Origin of the sequence: Bradyrhizobium sp. 613_E4_N2_2 (assembly GCF_052075995.1) — a bacterium.
In the GTDB taxonomy this organism is placed as follows: Bacteria; Pseudomonadota; Alphaproteobacteria; order Rhizobiales; family Xanthobacteraceae; genus Bradyrhizobium; species Bradyrhizobium barranii.
This window is the reverse complement of sequence record NZ_CP197234.1, coordinates 8080645-8099099: the sequence shown is the minus strand read 5'-3', so window position 1 is coordinate 8099099 and position 18455 is coordinate 8080645. Positions and strand designations below refer to the sequence as shown.

Sequence of the window (18455 nt, the reverse complement as noted above, 5' to 3'; positions counted from 1 at the left end):
CACATTCCTGCGTTTATCTGCCCGCTTATTTGCCTGCGCTCATTTGCCCCAGCGGGCGAAGGCGACCGAGGCTGCGGTCGAAAGTCCGAACACGACCATGGCGCCGCCGACCAGTGCGAACAAGGTCCAGGCCGGCGCCTGCGCAGTCATTAGACCGACGCCGCCGATCGCGACGATCAGCAGCCTCGCCGTGGAAGCCAGCACCGGACCGCCGACGCGCGCCGCGCCTTGCGAGGAGAAGTACAGCGACACGCCCATGCCGAAGAACGCGAAGGCCGGGCCGGCCCAGTGGAAATAGCTGTGCGCCGCCGCGGCGACGCCGGGATCCCCGGTGAAGAGCGATACCCACAGCGCCGGATCAAGCGCGATGACGAGGCCGATCAGGCCGACGGTCAATCCCGAAGCCGCGGCTGCGGTCCAGGCGACACGCCGCGCGCGTTTCACATGTCCGGCGCCCATCGCCATGCCGACCATCGGCACCGAGGCGATGCCGAAGGCGAAGGTGATCGGGATCAGCAGGAATTCCAGCCGCGAGCCGATGCCGTAGCCGGCCAGCATCTCGGTGCCGAAGGTCGCGAGGATTTTTGTGAAGATCAGAATCGTGAGCACGGTCTGGAGCGGCGACAGACAGGCGACCGCGCCGACCTTGAGGATGTCCAGGAACATCGCGCGTTCGAAATGGAAGGCGCGGACCTTCAGCGGCAGCCGGCTGCGGCCGGACAGGAGATACCAGAGGAAGAAGATCGCCGCGCAGGTGAAGGCGATCAGCTGGCCGGCGGCGACACCGGGCATGCCGAATTGCTTCACGCCGAACAGGCCGAGCCCCAGCGTGCCGCCGAGCGCGATCTGGAGCGCGCTCGCCCCGATCAGCGTCATTGAAGGCAGGCGCATGTCGCCGGTGCCGCGGATCACCGAGGCCAGCGTGTTGACGAGCCAGATCGCGACCGCGCCGGAGAACAGCATTTGCGAATAGCCGCTGGCTTCCTCGAGCACGCGCTCGCGTCCGCCGAGCAGCGTGAAGAAGCTGCGGCCGAAAGCTAGCATCATCACCGTGAAGAACAGCCCGCCGCAGAGGCCGATGATGGCGGCATGCAGCGCCAGCGTCGCGGCGCGGTCACGATCGCCTGCGCCGAGCGCGCGGCTGATCGCGGACGAAACGCCACCGCCCATTGCGCCCGCGCTCATCATCTGCGTCAGCATCGCGAACGGAAACACTAGCGCGATCGCCGCCAGCGGAATGGTGCCGAGCCGGCCGATATAGGAGGTCTCGGCAATCGCAACCAGCGTGCTGCCGACCATCGCGATCATGTTGGGGATCGCGAGCCGCAGCAGTGTCGGCAGGATCGGCGCCGTCAGCAGGCTCGCAATGGGGGAAGCGACCGGTGCACGTGGCGGCGCGGCGTCTGCGGAGGCGTCGATCGTCATGTTCACCGGGCGGAATATTGGATGACGATCGACATCTTATCGGGCGCAGCATCTTCGCGCCAGTCCTCCCCTCACGCAGGGCTCACCAGGGCAGGCCGCATAGGTCGATGGTGCCCAGCGTCGGCGCGCGGACGATGTTGAAGACGTAGGGCGCCATGTAGTCGAAGCGGATCCGACCCTCCGGCTGCTCGCAATAGACCTCGCCCTTGAAGGGCAGCCAGCTGCGGGCCTCGTAGAACGCAAAATTGTTCGATTCGGAGAACAGCAGCCCGAAACGGACCGCCTCGTTGGCGCGCATGGTGTGGATGGCTGCGTCGATCGCCATGGTCGCGTAGCCGCGGCCGCGCCGGTCCTCGCGGGTGCAGACCCCGCCGATGCCGCCGATGTGAACCTTCTGTCCATTCCAGGTGACGGTACGGAAGTAGATGCCGACGTGGCAGACGAGGCCGTCCTCGGGCGTCTCGATCAGCACGCGAAGGTCGGCATTGGCCCATTTAACGTGGCTCCACGACGGCTTCTCGGCGGCGTCGCGTCCCCAGACCGCACTGAGCAGGGGCTGTGCGATCCGCCACGAAGCGTCGCCGTTCAGGATGTCGATCTCGATGCTCATTGCCTTCTCTTTCGCATCTCCGCGCCGTGGTGCGTTCGTTCTGCCATAAGCGCCTCAAAGGCAATGATATTTTACGGCCTGTCGAAGCGCGCCCCACGATGCGTCGATTTTATGCAATCCGGCCAATCGGCCGCATCACGCAATTTCGCAAATTGGCGGTATTTAACGGCGGTGGAACCTTCTATAAGAGTCCCCGTTAAGCCAGTTCCCCATCAGTCGCGGACAACAACCCATGACCTTTACGCTGCCCCCACTCCCTTACGCCTATGACGCCCTCGGCCAGTTCATGTCGAAGGAGACGCTGGAATTCCACCACGACAAGCATCATCAGGCCTACGTCACCAACGGCAACAACGCGCTTAAGGGCACCGAATGGGAAGGCAAGTCCCTTGAGGAGATCGTCAAGGGCTCGTTCGGCAAGAACCCGGCCGTGTTCAACAATGCCGGCCAGCACTACAACCACATCCACTTCTGGAGCTGGATGAAGCCCAATGGCGGCGGCACCAAGCTGCCGGGCAAGCTCGAGAAGAAGATCAACGAGGACCTCGGCGGCTTCGAGAAGTTCAAGACGGACTTCCAGGCGGCCGGCGTTGGCCAGTTCGGCTCCGGCTGGGCTTGGCTGCAGGTCAAGAACGGCAAGCTCGAGATCGCCAAGACCCCGAACGGCGAGAATCCGCTGGTGCACGGCGCTACCCCGATCCTCGGCGTGGACGTCTGGGAGCACTCCTACTACATCGACTATCGCAACCGCCGTCCGGACTATCTGAAGGCTTTCGTCGAGAACCTCGTGAACTGGGAATACGTCGAGTCCCTGTTCGACAAGGCCTGAGCCATCACACTTTCCGGGTGCGGCGTCGCCGCTCCGGGATGACGAACTCGAAGAGGCGGTCGCATGCGCGGCCGCCTTTTTGCTGTGCGGAATTCGACTGCTGCTTCGCATGGCCCTGCGCGAGATGCGCATCGCTTCCCATCATCGTACTGTTTGCATCGCATGGGCGGCGCCCTTAATCAGGATGGGCATCACCCTCGAGCCCACCGAGCCCGTTGTCAGAGCCTTCCCCGAACAATCCGGCGCCTGCCGAGGACGCGGAGTCCGAGCCGCGGCCGGGGCGTGTGCGCAAGCCGATCGGCTGGTCGACCATCATCATCGCGGTGCTGGTGGCGGTGAGCGCGGGCCTGGTCTGGCGGCGTGATGGCACAGACGGTGTCCTGGAGATTCTCACGCACGACCTCTCGCTGTTCGGCGGCATCCTGCCGCGCGTGCTGGCGGGCTGCCTGCTCGGGGCCTTCATCTCCGAAATCCTGCCGCACGAAAAAGTCTCGCGCTCGCTCGGGCCGAAATCGGGCCTGATGGGCCTTTTGATCGGCACCGCCTTCGGCGCGATCCTGCCGGGCGGACCCTTCACCGCCTATCCGGTGGCGAGCGCGCTGCTCGCTGTCGGCGCCGATTTCGGCGCCACCATCGCCATGGTCGTGAGCTGGACCCTGATCGGGTACGGCCGCGCGGTGGCCTGGGAAATCCCGATCATGGGCACCGACTTCACACTGTGGCGGATCCTGATCTCGCTGCCGCTGCCGGTGCTCGCCGGCGCGCTCGGCCGCTTCGTCTATGTCCGGATCTATCCGCAGCCGGCCGCGAAGGACGACGAGACTTGAGCGCGGCGCTTCTGATCGACATCCTGCTGTGGGGCTCGGTGTTCGGCGTCGGCCTGATCGCCTTCCGCCGCGGCCCACCGGTGTTCAAGGCCTCGCTCCGCGAAGGCTCCATGGACTTCATCAACATCGTGCCGCGCATTGCGCTCGGAGTGATCGGCTCCGGCTACATCGCCGCCATCATCCCGCAGGAGGTGATCACCGGCTGGCTCGGGCCGGACAGCGGCTGGCTCGGGGTTGCGACCGCCGTGGTCGCCGGCGCCGCCACCCCCGGCGGACCCGTGATCGGCTTTTCCATCGGCACGGTAGCGCTGAAGTCGGGCGGTGGGGTGCCGCAGGTGGTCGCCTATGTCGTGGCCTGGGCCCTGTTCGCCTTCCAGCGGGTGATTTTATGGGAAATCCCGTTCATGCCGGCCCGGTTCGTCTGGTTCCGCTGCGCCGTCTCGGTGCCGTTCCCGTTCGTCGCCGCCGCCATCGCGATGGTGATCGGCAAGCCCTGAGCCGGCCGTGGACAGGGGTAATGTTATAATATAACGTCGCTGGCATGGTTCCCGCCGCGTCCCACGCCCATCACCACGACCACGTTCATGACCATTCTCATGGCGACGGGCATTCGCATGGGCACGACCATACCCACGCCCATGTCCATGATGCGGCCTCGCCCCATCCGGCCCAGGACGCGCCTTGGTCGATCCTGCGCATGACCATGGCCGGCCGCCTCGCGGCCGCGCTTGCCGTCTGCGCCGTGCTCTGGGGCGTGGTCTTCCTGGCGATGAGGTGACCATGGCGGCCGTGCACTTCCATAATGTCACGCTCGGCTACGACCGGCATCCGGCCGTGCATCATCTCAACGGCGAGGTCGCCTCCGGTGCGCTGGTCGCCGTGATCGGCCCGAACGGCGCCGGCAAGTCGACGCTGTTGCGCGGCATCGTCGGCATCCTCCGGCCGCTCGACGGCAGCATCCATCTCGGCGGGCTCGATAGCCGCGATATCGCCTATCTGCCGCAGAGCGCGGAGATCGACCGCAGCTTCCCGATCTCGGTGTTCGACTTCGTCGGCACCGGGCTGTGGCGCGACGCGGGCCTGTTCGGGGGCATCGGCAAGGCTGCGCGGGAGAAGATCCTGCGCGCGATCGCCTCCGTCGGCCTCAACGGCTTTGAGAACCGCCCCATCGGCACGCTCTCGGGCGGGCAGATGCAGCGCATCTTGTTCGCGCGCGTGCTGCTCCAGGACGCGCGCCTGATCGTGCTCGACGAGCCCTTCAACGCCATCGACAGCAAGACCACGGCCGATCTGCTCGCGCTGGTGAAGCACTGGCACGGCGAAGGCCGCACCGTGCTCGCCGCGCTGCACGACATGGAAATGGTGCGCAACCATTTCACCGAAACACTGGTGCTGGCGCGCGGCCCCGTGGCCTGGGGACCGACGGCGGAGGTGCTGACGCCGGAAAACCTGCTGGTCGCGATGCGGATGTGCGAGGCTTTTGACGATAGTGCCACGGCTTGCGCCGAGGACGGACACTCGCGGGCGGCGTGATCGCAGATGATCTATGACGCGCTGATCGGCCCGTTCACCGAATTCGAGTTCATGCGGCGCGCGCTCGCCGCCGTGATCGCGCTGTCGCTGGCGGGCGCGCCGATCGGCGTGTTCCTGATGCTGCGGCGGATGAGCCTCGTCGGCGATGCCATGGCGCATGCGATCCTGCCTGGCGCGGCCGTCGGCTTCCTGCTCTCCGGCCTCAATCTGTTCGCGATGACGGCCGGCGGCCTGGTTGCAGGCTTTGCGGTTGCGATCCTCGCCGGCGTGGTCGCGCGTTCGACCGGGCTGAAGGAGGACGCCTCGCTTGCGACCTTCTATCTGGCCTCGCTGGCGCTGGGCGTCACCATCGTCTCGATCAAGGGCACCAACATCGACCTGTTGCACGTGCTGTTCGGCAACATTCTCGCGATGGACGACCAGACCCTGCTGGTGGTGGCCTTCAACGCCACGGTGACGCTGCTGGTGCTCGCGGTGATCTATCGCCCGCTGGTGATCGAGAGCGTCGATCCCCTGTTCCTGCGCACCGTCAGCCGCGCCGGCGGTCCCGCGCATCTCGCCTTCCTCGCGCTCGTCGTGATCAACCTCGTCAATGGCTTTCAGGCGCTGGGCACGCTGCTCGCGGTGGGCCTGATGATCCTGCCGGCGGGCATTGCCCGGTTCTGGTCGCGCGATCTCACTGTGATGATCTGCATCGCCGTCGTCGCTGCCGCCGTCTCGGGCTATGCGGGCCTTGTGCTGTCGTTCCAGACCCGCGTGCCGTCGGGCCCTGCGATCATTCTGCTGGCGACGGTGCTTTACATCGTCTCGGTGCTGTTCGGCCGCGTCGGTGGTATCGTCCGGCAGATGTTTCCCGGCCGGCATCTGGAAGCGTGACGATGCGGCGTCTCCTGCTTTGTGTGCTCCTGCTGATCGCCTCGCCGCTGCATGCGGCCGAGCGGCTCAACGTCGTCGCGAGCTTCTCGATCCTCGGCGATTTCGTCCGGACCGTTGGCGGCGATCGGGTCGACGTCACGACGCTGGTCGGCCCCGACAGCGACGTCCACGTCTACACGCCCGCGCCAAGCGATGCGAAGCGGATTGCGGATGCAAACCTCGTCATCGTCAACGGGCTCGGCCTCGAAGGCTGGCTGCCCCGTCTGGTGCAGTCCGCAGGAAGCAAGGCGCAGGTGGTCACCGTGAGTGCCGGCATCGTACCGCTGAAGCTCGGCTCGGCCGCGGATCCGCATGCCTGGCAGTCCGTCCCCAACGCCAGGATCTATGTGAGCGACATCGCCAATGCGCTGGCCGCGGCCGACCCTGACGACGCCGAGTTCTTCCGCGCCCGGGCAAAGGCCTATCTGGACAAGCTCGAAGCGCTCGACCGCGAGGTGCGGGAGGCCGTGGCGAAAATCCCGCCGGAGCGGCGCAAGGTGATCTCCACCCACGACGCCTTCGGCTATTTCGCCGCCGAATACGGTGTCCAGTTCGTGGCCCCCTTGGGGGTCTCCACGGAGACCGAGCCCAGCGCGCGGGACATCGCCGCCATCATCGGCCAGATCAAGGCCCAAAAGATCCCGGCTGTGTTCCTGGAAAACATCAGTGATGACCGTCTGATCCGGCGGATCGCGGCCGAGACCGGGGCCAAGGTCGGCGGGACCCTGATTTCGGACGGTTTGACCGGCGAAAAGGGGCTTGCACCCACTTACATTGATATGGTCAGGCACAATATAAAGGCCCTGACCAGCGCGCTTGACCACTAGGGCAGGGGGCCACCCCGCCTCGCGTCGCGCGGAAAAGCCCGACCCGGAGTTGTCATGTCTGAAGCGTCCCAAAAAATTCCCGTGACCGTGCTGACCGGCTATCTCGGCGCCGGCAAGACCACGCTGTTGAACCGCATCCTGTCGGAAAACCACGGCAAGAAATACGCCGTCATCGTCAACGAATTCGGCGAGATCGGCATCGACAACGATCTCATCATCGGCGCCGATGAGGAAGTGTTCGAGATGAACAACGGCTGCATCTGCTGCACCGTGCGCGGCGACCTCGTGCGCATCATGGACGGCCTGATGAAGCGCAAGGGCAAGTTCGACGCCATCATCGTCGAGACCACCGGCCTTGCCGATCCCGCGCCTGTCGCCCAGACCTTCTTCGTCGACGAGGACGTGCAGAAGAACGCGCGGCTCGACGCGGTCGTCACGGTCGCCGACGCCAAATGGCTGTCCGACCGGCTCAAGGATGCGCCCGAGGCCAAGAACCAGATCGCGTTCGCCGACGTCATCGTGCTGAACAAGACCGATCTCGTCACCAAGCCGGAGCTTGCCGAGGTCGAGGCCCGCATCCGCGCCATCAACCCCTATGCCAAGCTGCATCGCACCGAGCGCTGCTCGGTCGCCCTGGCGGACGTGCTCGACCGCGGCGCCTTCGACCTCGACCGCATCCTCGACATCGAGCCGGATTTCCTGGAGGCCGATGATCATGACCACGACCATGATCATCACCACCATGGCCACGACCATCACCACCATGATCACGGCCACGGCCTGAAGCACTATCACGACGAGGACATGCAGTCGCTGTCGCTCAAGACCGACAAGCCGCTCGATCCGAACGTGTTCATGCCCTGGCTCCAGAACCTGGTGCAGGTCGAGGGCGGCAAGATCCTGCGCTCGAAGGGGATCCTCGCCTTCCACGACGATGATGACCGCTATGTCTTCCAGGGCGTCCACATGATGCTGGAGGGCAACCACCAGCGGAAGTGGAAGGACGGCGAGCCGCGCGAGAGCCGCCTCGTCTTCATCGGTCGCGAATTGCCGGAAAAGGCCATTCGCGAGGGTTTTGAGAGCTGCATCGTCTCGTGATGAAAGAATTTACGCCGGCCCCCGATTCCGCCTCGATCGTCTCCGTCACCGATCGCGTCAAGCCTGTTACGCTCGGCATGGGCGTGACCTCGGTGTATTTCCTCGGGCCCCGCGCCGCCTTCGTCAGCGGCGAGGAGAATGTCGCGTTCGTCGACGCCAAGGGCGAGATCACGACGGTCGCCGTGCATGGCGGCGGCATTCTGTCGACCGCCTCCGATGGCAAGCGCCTCATCATGGGCGGCGACGACGGCAAGGTCGTGTCGCTCGACGCCAAGGGTGAGGTGACGCTGCTCGCCACCGACCCCAAGCGGCGCTGGATCGACGCGGTGGCGCTGCATCCCGACGGGGCCTATGCCTGGTCGGCCGGCAAGACGGCCACCGTCAAGAGCGGCAAGACCGAGGAGAAGTCGCTCGAGGTGCCCTCGACCGTCGGCGGCCTCGCCTTCGCGCCGAAGGGCCTGCGGCTCGCGATCGCGCATTACAACGGCGCGACGCTGTGGTTTCCGAACATGGAAGGATCCGCCGAATTCCTGCCCTGGGCCGGCTCGCATCTCGGCGTCACCTTCAGCCCCGACAACAAGTTCCTGGTCACCACGATGCACGAGGCGGCGCTGCACGGCTGGCGGCTTGCCGACAACAGGCACATGCGCATGACCGGCTATCCCGGCCGCGTCCGTTCGATGTCCTGGAGCGCGGGCGGCAAAGGGTTGGCGACTTCGGGTGCCGACACCATCATCATCTGGCCGTTCGGCAGCAAGGACGGCCCGATGGGCAAGGAGCCCGCGATGCTCGCGCCGCTGCAGGCGCGCGTGTCGGTGGTCGCCTGCCATCCGAAGAACGACATCCTCGCCGCCGGTTACAGCGACGGCACCGTGCTGATGGTGCGGCTCGAGGACGGCGCCGAGATCCTGGTCCGCCGCAATGGCACCCCTCCGGTCGCAGCGATTGCCTGGAACGCCAAGGGCACGCTGCTGGCCTTCGCCGACGAAAATGGGGACGGCGGTCTGCTGGAGCTATGAGGCCGACTATCCACAGCCTCTCCCTGTTATGTTATTTTTGTTATCATGTAACATAACCGACAAGCAGCCTCTGTAGGGTCGCAGATGTAGAGAGCACGGCGTGCAATTTCGAATTGCTGCCGTGCGATCGAATGTGCCTGGCGCCGGTTTTTCCGGGGCCAGTGTGCATTTCGAATCCTCGCATCAACACGCGCCACCGCAGGGAATTCAGATGCCCGTCATCCCCGATCTTCCGACCATCACCAGCATCACAGCGACCGATCCGACCCAGACCGACGCCGGAACGGTGCACTACACCGTCACGTTCTCGAAGCCTGTTCTTGGCGTCACGATTGATCAGTTCAGCCTTGCAACGAGTGGCAGCATCGGCGGCGCGGGCATCACCGACGTGACACCGGTCGCCGGCAGCAATCTTTCGAGCTATACGGTCACGGTGAATACCGGATTCGGCTCCGGCTCGGTGGCGCTCCAGTTCACGGGAAGCAACGTCCACGATACCAATGGTTACTATGTCGGACCGTACCAATCCGAATCGAAGCTGACCGTAAACAGCCCGACGTCCTTCGCGATCGGCGACGTCAACGGAGACGGGAAGCTGGACGTCGTGATGGGGACAAACTTTTTCGTCAACCCGAGCTACGTCAGCGTGGCGCTGAACGACGGCACCGGTCACTTCTCCTCAGCCTCGAACACCTCGAGCCCAGGCCTATTGCCCTTGCTGGCGCTTGCCGATCTGAATGGCGACGGCAAGCTGGACATCGCACAGGTCACCCTCGACGGTACCGTGACTGTTCGTCTCGGCAACGGTAACGGCACGTTCGGGGCCAACACGAGCTATTCCGCCGGCAGCGGCGTCTATCAAACACCTAAAGTGATCGACGTGACCGGCGATGGCGTGCTCGACATCGTCGTCGGCAGTACGGTCCTGCCAGGAAATGGCAACGGTACGTTTGGGACTGCCATCACCACGAATCTCGGGGTCAGCTCCATCGCCTATGGTGACTTCAATGGAGACGGCAAGCTCGACCTCGTGACGAGGAATTCGACCAATCTGGCAATAGCGCTGAGCTTCGGCAATGGTGACGGCACGTTCCAGGCTCCGTCGTCCCCGGTCGGGACGGCGACATCTGTCCTCACCGGCGATTTCAACGGTGACGGCAAGCTCGACATGGCGGCCGTCAGCAGCGCCACAATCTCGATCCTGCTCGGCAACGGCGACGGCACTTTCACCTCGTCCGGGACGACTCTTCAGGCGGCGGGTACGATCGGATCCGGCGCGGTCGCCGACATCAACGGCGATGGCGTGGCTGATCTCGTGGTCGTCGGAACCAACAACACGCTCTCGACCTTCTTCGGTCACGGCGACGGCACGTTCGGGCAAGTGAGGATCTCGCCGCTCGACAAGACCGCCGGGCAGATCGGCGCCGGTGACCTGAACGGCGACGGCAAGGCCGACGTTCTGGTCGGATATCAATTCGGCACCAATCCTTTCACTCAAAGTTCGGGCACCGATATCCTGCTGACCGGTTCATCCAGCGAGACGGGACCGGCGTACACGATCGTACGGACGTCGCCGGCTCTGACCATCACCGACGGGGACGTCACCCTCGGCGCCGACGGCAACAATTACATCAACGCGGCGCATTTCCATGGTGGGGCGACGACGTTGGCCGGCACCGGCAATGCCGGCGACACCATCTCGGTCACCGACGCCATGACTCACGCAGTCGTCGGCACGGCCACGGTCGGCCAGAACGGCACGTGGAGCCTCGGCGTGTCCGGCCTGCAGGACGGCACCACTTACAGCTATGTCGCGGCTGCGACCGACTCCCACGGCAACAGCAGCGTCGGCCCGGCGTTCACCTTCACGGTCGATGCGACCGCATCGCTCGGGATCACGGGCATCAATTTGTCGGCCGACTCGTCGGTGTCAAACCCGAAGGTCACCCTGCAGGGGACGACCGACGTGCCGGCGCAGGTGACCGTCTCGATCGGAGGGACCGACGTGATCGTCTCCAGCGCGACCGGATCGTGGCAGTTCAATAGCCAGGTCGTGCCATACGGATTGACGACGATCGTGGCTAGATTCTCGGATGCCGCAGGCAATGTCGGCGCCTCGCCGACCTATACGCTCATCAGGGGCAACTATACGCTTGTCTCCAGCACGCAGCTCGCCAACGCGGTGGTTGTCGACAGTTTCTTCACCGTGGATTCCAACGCCGCGGAGACCGGCGCGATCGTTCTCTCTGGCGCGGGCGAAATCGTCCGCGGGACCTCGACCGGGGCAACGATATACAATGGTGGGAGCCAAGGGCTCGAATACGGCACGGCGACCGGGACCCTGGTGCAGGCTGGCGCCACTCAGCTCGTGAGCTTCCAGGGGACCGCCAAGGACACGGTGCTTTATGGCACGCAAACGGTCGGCAACACGGCGATCCACACCACGATCAAGTCGGGCGGACTCCAGAACATCTACGTCAACGGCAGCACCTACGGCACCGTCATCGAGGCTCTTGGCACCCAAAGCACGGCCGGCGCCGACCACGATGCGACTGTCTTCGGTACGCAATATGTGACGGGCAGCAGCGCGAATGCCACGATCGGCTCGGGTGGCAATCAATACGATTACGGCACAGCGACCGGCGCAATGGTCCAGAGCGGCGGCTCCCAACACGTCTATCAGGGCGGCAGTGCCAGCGGCACCACCGTTGCTGCGGGCGGCTATCAGGACGTCTACCAGGGGACGGCCACCAACACCGTGCTCGCCGGCAATCAGCAGGTGCTTGCCGGTGGCCAGGCTGCCGGCACCGTCATCAATGCCGGTGGCCGGCAATATGTCGGCTCCGGTGGCGCGACCACCAATACGACCATCGCGATCGGCGGCTTCCAGTATGTCGACGCCGGCGCCACCGACAGCGGTGCGACCATCGCTGGTGGCCGGCAGTACATCGTCGGGTCAACGACGAGCGCGACCGTTGGCGCAGGCGGCGTTCAGTACGACTACGGGACGTCTATCGCGGTTCTTGTCGAGAGCGGCGGCATCCAGCATGTCTATCAGGGCGGCAGTGCGGATGGCACGACCGTTGCGGCGGGCGGCTATCAGGACGTTTCCCAGGGGACAGTCACCAACACCGTGCTCGACGGTGAGCAGCAGGTGCTCACGGACGGCCATGCCACCGGCACCACCATCAATGCCGGCGGGCGGCAATATGTCGGTTCGGGCGGCGCAACCACCGCCACGACCATCGAGACCGGCGGCTTCCAGTATGTGGACTCCGGCGCCACCGACGGCAGTGCCACGATCAGCGGCGGCTACCAGTTCGTGGCGGGCACGGCGACCGGCGCCACCGTCAGCGGCGGCGGCGAGCAGGATGTCGGCGCAACCGGCATCGCTGCGAATTCGCATCTCGACGGCGGTAGCGAGCATGTCTACGCTGGCGGCCTGCTCCAGAACGTCGATTTCGGCGGCTCGAACGGCGCAACGCTGGTGCTCGACGCGCCGACGGGCCTGTCTGGCGCGATCGCCAATTTCGGCGCTGACGACACCATCGACTTCCGCAACACGGTGGTCAGTAGTGTCGATGTCGACAGCGCGAACAATCTGACGGTCACGACCGACGGCGGCCAGAGCTACTCCTGGGCGCTGCTGGCGCAGTACGCAGCTTCGTCCTTCGTGCTCGCGGCCGACGGCAACGGCGGAACGATGCTGAGCTATGTGCCGCCACAGCAGACCTTGCTCGCGGCCGCTCACTAAGGCAGGCAAAACCAAGACGGACGGGCATTGGCTTCCATAGCGCCGATGCCCGTTCAAATTGACCGCGGCGCAACTCTCGCATGGATCGTCTGTCGATCTTGCGAGGGACCGGTTTCTGCGAGGCACAGGCTCCCTGCGTTATGTTGTTTATCGTTAATGTGTAACATAACCGACAAGCAGTCCCTGTAGGGTCGCAGATGTAGAGAGCACGGCGTGCAATTTCGAATTGCTGCCGCGCGATCAGTTGCGCTTGGCGTCGGCCTGTCCGGAGCCGGCGTGCAATTCGAATCCTCGCATCAAGCGCCACGCCAGGGAATCCCCATGCCACTCATCCCCGTTCTTCCGACGCTCGTCAGCATCACAGGCACCGATCCGTCGTCGACCGACGCGTCCGTCGTGCACTACACCGTCACCTTTTCGAAGCCGGTGTCCGGCGTCACGGTCGATCAGTTCACCCTCGCCACGACGGGGAGCATCAATGGTGCCGGCATCACGGACATCACGCCGGTGGCTGGCAGCAACGGCGCGAGCTACACGGTCACGGTCAACACCGGCTCGGGCAGCGGTTCGCTGGGGCTGCAACTGACCGGCACCAATGTGCACGATTCCAGCGGCTATTATGTCGGGCCGTTCCAGTCCGAAACGCAGATGAGCGGTCCGCGCTTCAGCATCATCAACACGGCGGCGGTCGGCGACGTCAACGGCGATGGCAAGCAGGATATGGTGTACATCCGAACCGTCAGCGCTTCCGCATACTTTCTTGATGTCAGGAACAATGACGGCACGGGCCAGTTCACGCAAACCTCGCTGACCGGCGCCTCGGAGCTGGAATCGTCGATTCGACTCGGCGACGTCAACGGCGACGGCAAGCTGGACGTCCTGATGGGCAACATCTTCACCGGGACCCTGGACGTCAGGCTGGGCAATGGCGACGGCACGTTCGCGGCGGCGACGAAGTATGCGACGGGTGGCAGCACTGGCGGCAATATCAGGGCGTTTGCCGACTTCAACGGCGACGGCAGGGCCGACGTGATCATGTCGAACAACATCGGCACGTCGCTGCTGCTCGGTAACGGCGATGGTTCTTTCGGATCGCCCATTGCCACGAATGCCTCCAACGCCTTCGCGAGCGGAGATTTCAACGGCGATGGAAAGATCGATCTGCTTGTGCAGGACTCGTCAAGTTCGCCGGTTGCCGTGCGGCTTGGCAACGGGGATGGCACGTTCCAATCCCCGATCACGGCCGGCACCTCATCCAGAACGATCAGCGGCGACTTCAACGGCGACGGCAAGCTTGATCTTGCACTCGGAACCAACAACTCGATTGCGATCCTGCTCGGCAACGGCGACGGCACCTTCGCGTCGCCACAGACCTTCCTGACACCGGCGCCCATCTGGAACTTGGCGGCCGCGGACTTCAATGGCGACGGTAAAACGGACCTCGCCGTGGTCGCTAGCAGCAACAATACGCTTTCGACCTTCTACAGTCGCGGTGACGGCACGTTCGGCCCGGCGGTGACGTTGCCGCTCGCTTCGGGCGCCAACGGAATCACCGTCGGTGACCTCAATGGAGACGGAAAAGCCGACGTGGTGGTGGAGTGGACAACGAGCAACTCCTCGACCGGCGAGGATGTTTTCCTCACCGCGCCGAATTCGACCACCACGCAATATACGATCAGCCGCACGCCTCCGGCCCTGACGATCGTCGATGCGGACGTGACGCCGGGTGCGGACGGCAACAATTACATCAACGCGGCGCACTTCCATGGCGGGATGACGACCCTGTCCGGCTCCGGCAATGCCGGAGACACCGTCACGGTCACGAATGCCGGCGACAATTCCGTCGTTGGCGTCACCACGGTTGGCAGCGACGGCAGCTGGAGCCTCGGCGTGTCCGGCCTCCAGGACGGCTCGACCTACAGCTACGCCGCGACCGCCACGGATAGCCTGGGCAACCATAGCAACCCCGGGCCCGCATTCACCTTTACGGTCGATGCGACCGCCCCCGTCCTCGCGATCACGAGCATCGAAAATTCCGATGCAACGCCCTTTTCGATCACCGTCCGGGGCACGCTCGACCTGGCTGACGCGACCTCCGCGCTCACCTTGTCGTTTGGTCCAACGGATCACGCAGTCACCAGCGCCGCCGACGGCACCTGGCGGCTGGACAATCTGTCTCCGGCAACCGGACTTTCCTATGTGACGGCCCGTCTGCGCGACGCCGCCGGCAATACCGGCGTGTCGCAATCGATCCCTCTCGCCTTTGGCTACACGCTAGCGAGCGGCGCCTCACTTGAGAACGCGATCGTCGCGGCGGCCTCCTCGTCCTTCAACCCGAGCCTTGTTGTCCGCGGCACCTCGGTCGGGGCGACCGTCTTGCGCAACGGAATCGAAGAAGACTACGGCATCTCGACCGGATCGGTGGTCAAGAACGGCGGCCAGCAGCATGTTTTTGGCACCGGCACGACCGGCGCGATGATCGAAGCCGGCGGCTATCAGGACATCCGCGCCGGTGGGCGTGCGACAGATACCCTGTTGTACGGTTTCGGGCAGGTCTACGCTAACGGCACCTCGGCCCACACCACGATCAAGGCTGGCGGACAGCAGTCCGTTGCCGCCGGCGGCCGCGACGTCAACTCGACGATCGACGGCGGAACGCAATATCTGAGCGGAACGGCGACGGGCACGACGGTGGGCGCCGGCGGCAATCAATACGATTACGGCACGGCGAATGGCGTCCTCGTCGCGAGTGGCGGCTCCCAACACGTCTATCAGGGCGGTAGCGCCGCCGGAACGACGGTCGCGGCGGGTGGCTACCAGGATGTTTACCAAGGTACCGTCACCGACACCGTGCTCGACGGCAATCAGCAGGTGCTCGGCAATGGCCACGCTGCCGGCACCGTCATCAATGCCGGTGGGCGGCAATATGTCGGCTCCGGTGGCGCGACAACGGGCACGACGATCGCAGCCGGCGGCTTCCAGTACGTGGACGCCGGCGCTACCGACGGCAGCGCGACGATCAATGGCGGCTATCAGTTCGTCGCAGGCGCTGCGACCGCAACGACGGTCAGCGGCGGTGGCGAGCAGGATGTGGGGGCGGGCGGCAACGTCTCAAACGCGCATCTGGATGGCGGCAGCGAGCATGTCTACGCTGGCGGCCTGCTCCAGAACGTCGATTTCGGTGGCTCCGGCGGCGCAACGCTGGTGCTGGACATGCCGGCGGGCCTGGCCGGCTCGATCGCCAATTTCGGCGGCGATGACACCATCGACTTCCGCAACACGGTGGTCAGTAGTGTCGATGTCGACAGCGCGAACAATCTGACGGTCACGACCGACGGCGGCCAGAGCTACTCCTGGGCTCTGCTGGCGCAATACTCGGCCTCGTCCTTCGTGCTCGCCTCCGACGGCAACGGCGGCACCGTGCTGAACTACACGCCGCCCCAGCAGACGTTGCTCGCGGCCGCTCACTAAGGCGGAGAAAACAAGACGACCGGGCATCGGCTTCCACAGCCGGTGCCCGTTCAAATTGACCTCGTCGGCACTCTCGCATAGATCGTTTGCCAACCCGTGCGAGGGACCATGCGGTTTTTGACGACATTCCAGATTGCTGACTTCGCGGACACGCTGGTCAGCCTCTTCACGGCCTTCGTGCTGGGCACGCTGATCGGCGCCGAGCGGCAGTACCGCCAGCGCACCGCGGGCCTGCGCACCAACGTGCTGGTCGCGGTCGGTGCCGCCGCCTTCGTCGATCTCGCCATGCACCTGACCGGCGCCGACGGCGCGGTCCGCGTGATCTCCTATGTCGTCTCAGGCATCGGCTTCCTCGGCGCCGGCGTCATCATGAAGCAGGGCATGGACGTCCGCGGGCTCAACACCGCGGCGACGCTGTGGGCTTCGGCCGCGGTCGGCTCCTGCGCCGGCGCCGACATGGTCGCACAGGCGGCCGCGCTGACCGTGTTCGTCATCGCCGGCAACACCATGCTGCGCCCACTGGTCAACGCCATCAACCGCATTCCGCTGAACGAGAAGGCCTCGGAGGCGACCTACTATTTCAAGCTCGCCGTCGCGGCCGACGCCCTGCCCGACATGCGCGACCGCCTCGTTGAAAAGCTGGAGGCCGCGAAATATCCGGTGGCCGATATCGACGTGGTTGAGATCGGGGATGATATTCTCGAGGTCGTCGCAAAGCTGGTTGCGACCGCAGTCGATCCGAACGAGCTCAACGCGGTGGCGACCAATCTTCAGCACCTGCCGGGCGTGCGCCACGCCACCTGGGAAGTTAACACCTCAGACTGAGCGCGGCGTTTTGGCGCGCGAAGGCACGGTTCCCGCCTCGTCCGCCACGGAACCGCAGTCGGGCAAGTTCGTTGATCCCGCGGATAAAGGCGGTGATCGACATGCCCGGCCCAAATGACAAGCGCAGACTGAAACGTGACCTGATGGTCGCATGCTCGCTGCTCGCAGCAGGCGCCGTGGTGTCAGGCCTCTCGCTGGCGCAGATCCGGGCCGAGAGCCGGATGCAGACGGCGCAGGCGACCCAACCGCTCCAGGGCACGCCATCCGGCGATCAGGATAAGACGCCCGCGGAAGCCAAGCCCGGCGGCGACCGGCCGACCACGCCGGCCCCCGAGCCCGCGCGCCCCGACCCGCAGACGCGGGGTGCGGCGACCAAGCCGGCACTGCCGGCGGCGCCCGCGGAGAAGATCGCGCCGCCGATCAAGGAGAAGTAGCCCGGCGGCCGGCGTATTGTGACGCGCATTTGATCTCGCCTCGGCAACCGGCCCGTTCCATAATCTGTCGCGCCAACGACAGATGGGGCCTCCCATGAAGATCGAAGACGTCCGCCGCACCGCCTATTCGATGCCGCTCACCAACCCGGCATTCCCGCCGGGGCCATATCGCTTCTTCGACCGCGAATATTTCATCATCACCTACAGGACCGATCCCGAAGCCCTCGCCGCCATCGTGCCCGAGCCGCTTGAGGTGGCGGAGCCGGTGGTGAAATACGAGTTCATCCGGATGCCCGACTCGACCGGATTCGGCGACTACACCGAAACCGGGCAGGTGATCCCGGTCCGCTTCAAGGGCGAGGAGGGCGGCTACACCCACGCGATGTATCTGGACGACGAGGCCCCGATCGCCGGCGGCCGCGAGCTGTGGGGCTTTCCGAAGAAGCTCGCAAGGCCCAAGATCGAGATCGAGAGCGACGTCCTGGTCGGCTCGCTGCATTACGGCTCGGTCCTCTGCGCTTCGGCCACGATGGGTTACAAGCACCGCAAGGTCGACCACGACACGGTGCTGAAATCGATGGCGGCGCCGAACTTCATCCTGAAGATCATCCCGCATGTCGACGGCAGCCCGCGGATCTGCGAGCTGGTGCGGTTTCATCTCGATGATGTCGTGCTGAAGGAAGCTTGGACCGGCCCTGCCGCGCTCGGGCTGTTTCCCCACGCACTCTGCGACGTCGCCCGCCTGCCGGTGCGCGAGGTGGTCTCCGCGCTGCATTTCAAAGCGGACCTGACGCTCGGGCTCGGCAGCGTGGCGTTCGATTACTTGGCGAAATAGGTCGGCAAAAAGAAATGCCCGGCACAAGGCCGGGCATCGCTATCGACCGGAAG

The 18455-nt window shown here is 65.0% G+C and carries 16 protein-coding genes; 14 read left to right on the top strand and 2 right to left on the bottom strand.

What is annotated here, in order from left to right; translation table 11 throughout:
• Window positions 1–39: 39 nt before the first annotated feature.
• Together AB7290_RS38355 and AB7290_RS38350 are read right to left on the bottom strand one after the other, a co-directional pair.
• Entirely contained in the window at window positions 40–1425 is a 1386-nt protein-coding gene (locus tag AB7290_RS38355) for an MATE family efflux transporter (protein WP_085398982.1), read from the bottom strand.
• An 82-nt stretch (window positions 1426–1507) separates the two neighbouring features.
• Complete coding sequence (locus tag AB7290_RS38350; protein WP_063985731.1) at window positions 1508–2035, bottom strand: GNAT family N-acetyltransferase; 528 nt, start codon at window positions 2033–2035, stop codon at window positions 1508–1510.
• Window positions 2036–2267: 232 nt separating this feature from the next.
• Between AB7290_RS38350 and AB7290_RS38345 the strand changes: the two genes are divergently transcribed.
• The 14 genes from AB7290_RS38345 to AB7290_RS38280 all read left to right on the top strand — a co-directional run bounded on the left by AB7290_RS38345 (window position 2268) and on the right by AB7290_RS38280 (window position 18402).
• Window positions 2268–2864, top strand: a complete 597-nt coding sequence (locus AB7290_RS38345) for a superoxide dismutase (protein ID WP_063985730.1) — start codon at window positions 2268–2270, stop codon at window positions 2862–2864.
• 215 nt (window positions 2865–3079) lie between these two features.
• Window positions 3080–3691, top strand: coding sequence for a permease (locus AB7290_RS38340; protein WP_085398983.1), 612 nt, complete (start codon window positions 3080–3082; stop codon window positions 3689–3691).
• Window positions 3688–4188: a hypothetical protein gene (locus AB7290_RS38335; protein WP_008138982.1), complete on the top strand. Its 501-nt coding sequence runs from the start codon at window positions 3688–3690 to the stop codon at window positions 4186–4188. Before AB7290_RS38340 ends, AB7290_RS38335 begins: the two co-directional genes overlap by 4 nt.
• A 44-nt stretch (window positions 4189–4232) precedes the next feature.
• Window positions 4233–4469 (top strand): hypothetical protein, encoded by a 237-nt coding sequence (locus AB7290_RS38330; RefSeq protein ID WP_085398984.1) that lies wholly within the window; start codon window positions 4233–4235, stop codon window positions 4467–4469.
• Window positions 4470–4471: 2 nt separating this feature from the next.
• The gene (locus tag AB7290_RS38325; RefSeq protein WP_071909401.1) at window positions 4472–5224 is read left to right on the top strand and encodes a metal ABC transporter ATP-binding protein; all 753 of its coding nucleotides are present in this window, start codon (window positions 4472–4474) and stop codon (window positions 5222–5224) included.
• A gap of 6 nt (window positions 5225–5230) precedes the next feature.
• Complete coding sequence (locus AB7290_RS38320) at window positions 5231–6100, top strand: metal ABC transporter permease (RefSeq protein ID WP_085398985.1); 870 nt, start codon at window positions 5231–5233, stop codon at window positions 6098–6100.
• A 2-nt stretch (window positions 6101–6102) separates the two neighbouring features.
• A complete protein-coding gene (locus AB7290_RS38315) occupies window positions 6103–6966 on the top strand; it encodes a metal ABC transporter solute-binding protein, Zn/Mn family (protein ID WP_085398986.1) in 864 nt (287 codons plus the stop codon).
• Between the two features lie 54 nt (window positions 6967–7020).
• Window positions 7021–8064 carry a CobW family GTP-binding protein gene (locus tag AB7290_RS38310; RefSeq protein ID WP_014491771.1) on the top strand — a complete coding sequence of 348 codons (1044 nt, stop codon included), beginning with the start codon at window positions 7021–7023 and terminating at the stop codon, window positions 8062–8064.
• Window positions 8064–9083, top strand: a complete 1020-nt coding sequence (locus AB7290_RS38305; RefSeq protein WP_085398987.1) for a WD40 repeat domain-containing protein — start codon at window positions 8064–8066, stop codon at window positions 9081–9083. The genes AB7290_RS38310 and AB7290_RS38305 overlap by 1 nt, the downstream gene beginning before the upstream one ends.
• 211 nt (window positions 9084–9294) lie before the next feature.
• Window positions 9295–12837, top strand: a complete 3543-nt coding sequence (locus AB7290_RS38300; RefSeq protein ID WP_135214790.1) for an FG-GAP-like repeat-containing protein — start codon at window positions 9295–9297, stop codon at window positions 12835–12837.
• A gap of 321 nt (window positions 12838–13158) precedes the next feature.
• Window positions 13159–16308, top strand: coding sequence for an FG-GAP-like repeat-containing protein (locus AB7290_RS38295; RefSeq protein WP_085398475.1), 3150 nt, complete (start codon window positions 13159–13161; stop codon window positions 16306–16308).
• Between the two features lie 108 nt (window positions 16309–16416).
• Entirely contained in the window at window positions 16417–17133 is a 717-nt protein-coding gene (locus tag AB7290_RS38290; RefSeq protein ID WP_085398474.1) for an MgtC/SapB family protein, read from the top strand.
• A 101-nt stretch (window positions 17134–17234) separates the two neighbouring features.
• A complete protein-coding gene (locus AB7290_RS38285; RefSeq protein WP_085398476.1) occupies window positions 17235–17567 on the top strand; it encodes a hypothetical protein in 333 nt (110 codons plus the stop codon).
• Window positions 17568–17661: 94 nt separating this feature from the next.
• Window positions 17662–18402: an acetoacetate decarboxylase gene (locus AB7290_RS38280; protein WP_071909407.1), complete on the top strand. Its 741-nt coding sequence runs from the start codon at window positions 17662–17664 to the stop codon at window positions 18400–18402.
• Window positions 18403–18455 lie beyond the last annotated feature (53 nt).